This is a genomic window from Priestia sp. P5_B4 (assembly GCF_056400385.1).
This window is the reverse complement of the sequence record NZ_JBFULJ010000201.1, coordinates 1-5,719: the sequence shown is the minus strand read 5'-3', so window position 1 is coordinate 5,719 and position 5,719 is coordinate 1. Positions and strand designations below refer to the sequence as shown.

The 5,719-nt window shown below is 40.6% G+C and carries 5 protein-coding genes; all 5 read right to left on the bottom strand.

Annotated features, from left to right (window positions below):
• A partial coding sequence (locus AC1DRF_RS15230) for a LutC/YkgG family protein (protein WP_477741063.1) occupies positions 1-687 on the bottom strand: 687 nt, incomplete at its 3' end.
• The gene (locus AC1DRF_RS15225; RefSeq protein WP_097824031.1) at positions 665-2,104 is read right to left on the bottom strand and encodes a LutB/LldF family L-lactate oxidation iron-sulfur protein; all 1,440 of its coding nucleotides are present in this window, start codon (positions 2,102-2,104) and stop codon (positions 665-667) included. The genes AC1DRF_RS15230 and AC1DRF_RS15225, both read right to left, overlap by 23 nt.
• A gap of 17 nt (positions 2,105-2,121) precedes the next feature.
• Positions 2,122-2,841: a (Fe-S)-binding protein gene (locus AC1DRF_RS15220; protein ID WP_029325071.1), complete on the bottom strand. Its 720-nt coding sequence runs from the start codon at positions 2,839-2,841 to the stop codon at positions 2,122-2,124.
• 283 nt (positions 2,842-3,124) lie between these two features.
• Positions 3,125-3,955 carry an ammonia-dependent NAD(+) synthetase gene (gene nadE, locus AC1DRF_RS15215; RefSeq protein ID WP_060746704.1) on the bottom strand — a complete coding sequence of 277 codons (831 nt, stop codon included), beginning with the start codon at positions 3,953-3,955 and terminating at the stop codon, positions 3,125-3,127.
• 35 nt (positions 3,956-3,990) lie between these two features.
• The gene (locus AC1DRF_RS15210; protein WP_230184626.1) at positions 3,991-5,511 is read right to left on the bottom strand and encodes a nicotinate phosphoribosyltransferase; all 1,521 of its coding nucleotides are present in this window, start codon (positions 5,509-5,511) and stop codon (positions 3,991-3,993) included.
• Positions 5,512-5,719 lie beyond the last annotated feature (208 nt).

Here is a 5,719-nt window from a genome sequence, read left to right as displayed (position 1 = left end):
AGCTTGAATAGGTCCATGCACGCCAACGACTAAATTCATTTCAATATCGGCTGAATTGCTCGGTCCCGTAATAAAGTTAATGCAAGAAGCAATCGTTTCTCCTCGCTCTACTTTTTCATGAATCATTTCAGCGGCTTGTGTCATGCGAGGAACAATTGAGCTTTGAGGAATGATTGCAATATAAGTGGCGGGCAGCAAACTGACCGATCGTCCTTTTTCAGCGCTGCTGAACAAAACAACTGTGCCGGATTCCGCTAGCGTCAAATCACTGAAGGTAATGCCAACATTTGCTTTTTCAGCTAGTTTAATATTCTCATCCCCTTTTGCAGAATTCCATACATGAAGGCTACTGCTTGTTTCCCATTTCTCCATCAGCAGATTCAATCCATATTCGGAAAACCTAGGATCATCCCACGTGCTCACAAGACCATTTCCATAGTTCGCTACGGCTTCCTCAAGGACAGCTGGCAAGTGTTGTGATGATGTTTCTACATAGCGAGTATGAATACGTTCGCAATGGTTTTCAAGCTCTTTCTTTAATTGATCCGGCGAATAGCTGCGGTAAACCTCATGCTGAGGAGCGTGCTTCCATTGTGGCCTTACTACGCCGTTTGTTCGCCTGCTTCTCTTAAGATTAGCAGCAATATTGTCTAAAAAACTGTCTCTATTTTGAATGCTTCCGTTCATCATTATCACTCCTTTTATCAAACCAATCTCGTAAGCGCTCTTTTGTAGGCGCTGGAAACTCTCTGCTTTCCGTCCACGCTTTTAATGGACCAGGCCCTTTGGAAATACTGCTTCCTGACATAAAAGGAGTAAGAGCTGCCGGTGCTACTTTAGCGCCCACTCTATATAGAGAAGAAGAAGCTGCTCCCAAGCCAAATGCTTTCATCGCCAGCTTTTCCGAAATAGGTGCTTTTCCTTCTTTTTCGACAATTCGCTGACGGTGCTTGTGCAATAGCTCATGCAGCGGAATTTTGACCGGACAGGCATCTGTACAGGCTGCGCATAGCGTTGAGGCATATGGAAGCTCTTTGTAATCTTCATAGCCTCCAAGCAAAGGAGATAATACAGCTCCAATCGGACCTGAATAAATAGATCCATATGAATGTCCTCCAATATGGCGATACACGGGACATACATTCACACATGCCGCACAGCGAATACACTGTAAAACAGATTGAAACTCAGTTCCTAAAATCGCAGATCGTCCGTTATCTACAATCACTAGGTGAAATTCTTCCGGTCCGTCTACTTCCCCTGGAAGTCTAGGTCCCGTAAGTGCCGTTACGTAACTTGTAAGCCGCTGACCTACTGCACTTCTAGTTAAAAGGCTTACCAACACTTCAAATTCTTCAAATGTTGGCACAATTCGTTCCATTCCCATCACCGTAATCTGCGTTTTAGGGAGGGCGGTCGTTAGCCTTGCATTTCCTTCATTGGTAACAAGTGAAATAGATCCAGATTCTGCAATCGCAAAATTACATCCCGTGATGCCAATATCCGCTGATAAAAATTCTTTTCTCAGCATTTCCCGGGCATGAAGGGCTAGTTCTTCAGGTTTTTCTGTTTTTTTATAAGAAAGCTTTTCCTGAAATACATCTCTAATTTGTTCTTTATTTTTATGAAGTGCAGGAGCTACGATATGAGAAGGAGGATCGTGATCATCTACTTGCAGAATATATTCTCCTAAGTCCGTTTCAATAACTTCGCAGCCCAGTTCTTCTAATGCAGCGTTCATATGAATTTCTTCTGTAACCATTGACTTGGATTTAACCACTTTCTTTGCCTGTTTTTGCCTCGCTACATTTTTTATGTACTCATTGGCTTCTTCAGCTGTTTGAGCGAAAAAAACGTGGCCTCCGCGTTTAGCTACATTATCAGTGAGCTGTTCTAAATAGTAATCTAAATTTTCAAGCGTATGCTGACGAATTTCTTCCCCAAGCGCTCGCCATTCTTCCCAGTTTCCTAACTCTTCTGCCGCATCTAATCTACGGCTTCTTAAGCGCTCTTGAGCACCTGAAACCGCAAAGCGCATAAATGCATTATTGACTCCATCATCAACACGTTTTTTAAACTGATCGTTTCCTATTTTCATAGACATTCGGTATTCTCCTTTCTTTACATTCTGCTATTTAACACTTCAGCGATATGCATCACTTTTACGGGCTGTCCTTTTCGTTCAATTCTTCCTCCAATATTCATAAGACAGCCGCAGTCTGCTCCAATTAAGTACTCTGCGTTTGTCTTAGCTATACAGCCCACTTTTTCATCGACCATTTGTTCGGAGATTTGCCCCATTTTAACCGAAAACGTCCCGCCGAATCCGCAGCAGTTATGACTGTTTTCAAGGTTTTCCATTTCAAGACCCTTTACATTGTTTAATAATGTAAAAGGTTCTTTTTTTACGTTTAGCAAACGCGTCATATGACAGGAAGAATGATAAGTGGCTTTACCATTTAAACTGGCTCCCACGTCTTCAACTTTTAAAACGTTTACAATAAAATCCGTTAGCTCATACGTTTTATCAGCAAGCTTCACGGCAGGTTCATGCCATGCAGCATCACCTTCAAAAAGATGAGGATACTCTTTGAACATTGTCACGCACGATCCAGACGGAGATACAACGTATTCTGCATGCTCAAACGCTTTTATCATGTTTTTCATCGCTTCTTTTGATTCTTTTACGTAACCGCTGTTATACGCAGGCTGCCCGCAGCAAACTTGGCTCTTTGGAAAATCCACTTCGCATCCTAATCGTTCTAACAATTCTACCGTCGCTTTTCCTACATTTGTTTGAAACATATCAATCAAACATGTCGCAAATAAAGATACTTTCATCATTTGCTCCCTCCAAGCTGATCATTTTACTTCTTTTGGTTAACAGGTCATCAGATGACTTAATGCTATTATACTCCTATGTTTTTCTAATTTCACTAGTTTTTCAAAAATACCTTTCTTTGTTTGCTATCTTTTTTTMATAAAAAATAAGAAATTGAGATACGTGAAACCTACGTTTGCCATAACATTAAAAAAATCCGACCGGTGAAGATTCTCCATCAAGAATCAAACCCGTTCGGATCTTCCTTTAACTAAACTACTTTTGTCTTAGCTTCTTACTTATTTATTTCCAAAAATCATCAAATACTGTGATTGGCAATTGGCGTTTATGCTGCGTCTTTAAAAAGTGACCTTCAATGACGTGACTTGCATGTTCACCTACATCTTTGCCTTCTAAATAATCGTCGATTTGCTCATACGTTACGCCGAGCGCTTCTTCATCCGGAAGCTGTGGCCGATCTTCTTCCAAATCAGCCGTTGGTTTTTTCATATATAGATGCTCAGGACAGCCTAATTCTTTTAGCATTTGTTTTCCTTGTCGCTTGTTCAGACGGAAGATAGGTACTAAGTCAGCTCCTCCATCACCGAATTTTGTATAAAACCCTGTAACAGCTTCAGCAGAGTGATCCGTTCCGAGTACGACTCCGCTGTACATGCCTGCTACCGTATATTGCGCAATCATTCTTTCACGTGCTTTTACATTTCCTTTGTTGAAGTCGGAAACTTTATCATCTGCCGCTTCTTCAACAGCAGAAAGCATCGCATCTACTGCTGGTTTTACGTTAATAGAAATAGATTTTGTTGGTTGAATAAAAGCAAGTGCATCTTGACAGTCTGCTTCATCTGCTTGCACACCGTATGGAAGACGAACAGCAATAAACTGATAGCGCTCTTCTCCGGCCTCTTCGTTCAACTCATTAACCGCTAGCTGCGCCAGCTTTCCCGTTAACGTAGAATCTTGGCCCCCGGAAATACCTAGTACAAACGAACGTAAAAAAGGATATTTGTTCATGTAGGATTTCAGAAAATCAACGCTGCGGCGAATTTCTTCCACGGGATTAATTTCTTTTTGGACGTGCATTTCTTCAATAATTTGCTTTTGTAGCTCTTTCATAAAAAAACTCTCCTCTCATTACTAGCTGACGGAATCTACACAAGTACGGTATCAGATAGTAACTTGCTTCTAGTCTCTTCAATATTTTGCATTTTGTTATCCCAGCAGTTTGTACTCAAGTCTACCGGATACTCTGTAGGACGAAATACATCTTCGTTCGATTTTGTAATGACTTTGTAGTCATCCCATAGATGCTTTAAGTTCTGTAAGCAGTAGGCTCTCATTTCTTCAATGGTAGGCTGCTCGTATACAAGCTTTCCCTGCGCAAAGATTGGCTGGTGAATTTTACGTGCGTTAAAGTTCGTGACAAACTTGCTGACGTGCGTATGAATCGGATGAAACATTTTTAAATGCTGCTCTTCATTCGGCACTTCGTCCTGCATCGTAATATAATCACCTTCCCATTTGTGGTTCACTTGATTTACAATTCGGTATACCTCTTTTAGGCCAGGAGTTGAAATTTTCTCTGGATTTTCTGACAGCTTAATCGTATCCACCATGTTTCCATAATCATCTTCAATCGAAACCAGCTTGTAAACCGCTCCTAGCGCCGGCTGATCAAAGGACGTCATGAGCTTTGTTCCAACTCCCCATCCATCAATTTTGGCACCTTGCGCTTTCAAATCTAGAATGCTGTACTCATCGAGATCATTCGAAGCAAAAATTTTCACATCATGATAGCCAGCTTCATCAAGCATTTTTCTTGCTTCTTGAGAAAGATATGGAAGTCTTCCGCTATCTAATCGAATACCGATAAAATTAATGCGATCTCCCATTTCTTTTGCTACTTTAATAGCATTAGGAATACCTGATTTTAACGTATTATATGTATCTACTAAAAAGATACAGTTACGGTGTGATTCCGCATACTTTTTAAACGCGCTGTACTCATCACGATAGACTTGAACAAGCGCATGAGCGTGAGTACCGGACACAGGAATTCCAAATACTTTCCCCGCTCTGACATTACTGGTTGCATCAAAGCCTCCAATATAAGCAGCTCTCGCTCCGTAAAATGCAGCGTCCATCTCGTGTGCTCTTCTTGAGCCAAATTCCATAAGCTGATTCGTACCCGTATGCTCATATAAATTATCTTCTCCCGCGGCTAGGCGAATACGCGATGCTTTTGTCGCAATCAGCGGGTGGAAATTTAAAATATTTAAAAGCGGAGTTTCAATAAGCTGCGCTTCCGCTAAAGGAGCGTCAATTTGCAGCATCGGTTCGTTAGCAAAAATCATTTCGCCTTCTACAACCGAACGAACATTACCGCTAAAGCGAACTTGCTTTAAATAGTCGATAAACTCCGCTTCATAATGCAATTCTTCATATAAATAATCTAAGTCCGTTTCGCTAAACCTAAAATTAGCAATAAAATCAATTACTCTTTCTAGCCCGGCAAACACAGCATAACCGCTTTCAAACGGCATCCGACGAAAGTAAGCTTCGAATACAGAACGGCGTTTATGAATATGGTCTTTAAAATACGTATGTGCCATATTCAGTTCATATAAATCTGTATGCAAAGCTAAACTATCATCTCTATATTGCTTTTTCATACTTTGTAACCCTCCATTTGACAATCCTAGTTTCTATTATGTAAATCTTTTCACAATAGAGCAAGCATAAATTATCGGAAGGTGCTTGAATTTTAGTTTTTCTGTTATTTGGTGCACACTTTTCTACCTGAAATGGCATTATTTTTCTTCTGGTATGTATTTCATTAACACGTGTTCAACATTATCAAGATGACTCATCATAAAATAC

Coding starts and splice junctions, on each gene's coding strand:
- AC1DRF_RS15220 (WP_029325071.1), bottom strand. CDS start 2,841: ATGAAAGTATCTTTATTTGCGACATGTTTGATTGATATGTTTCAAACA.
- AC1DRF_RS15225 (WP_097824031.1), bottom strand. CDS start 2,104: ATGTCTATGAAAATAGGAAACGATCAGTTTAAAAAACGTGTTGATGAT.
- nadE (WP_060746704.1), bottom strand. CDS start 3,955: ATGAAAGAGCTACAAAAGCAAATTATTGAAGAAATGCACGTCCAAAAA.
- AC1DRF_RS15210 (WP_230184626.1), bottom strand. CDS start 5,511: ATGAAAAAGCAATATAGAGATGATAGTTTAGCTTTGCATACAGATTTA.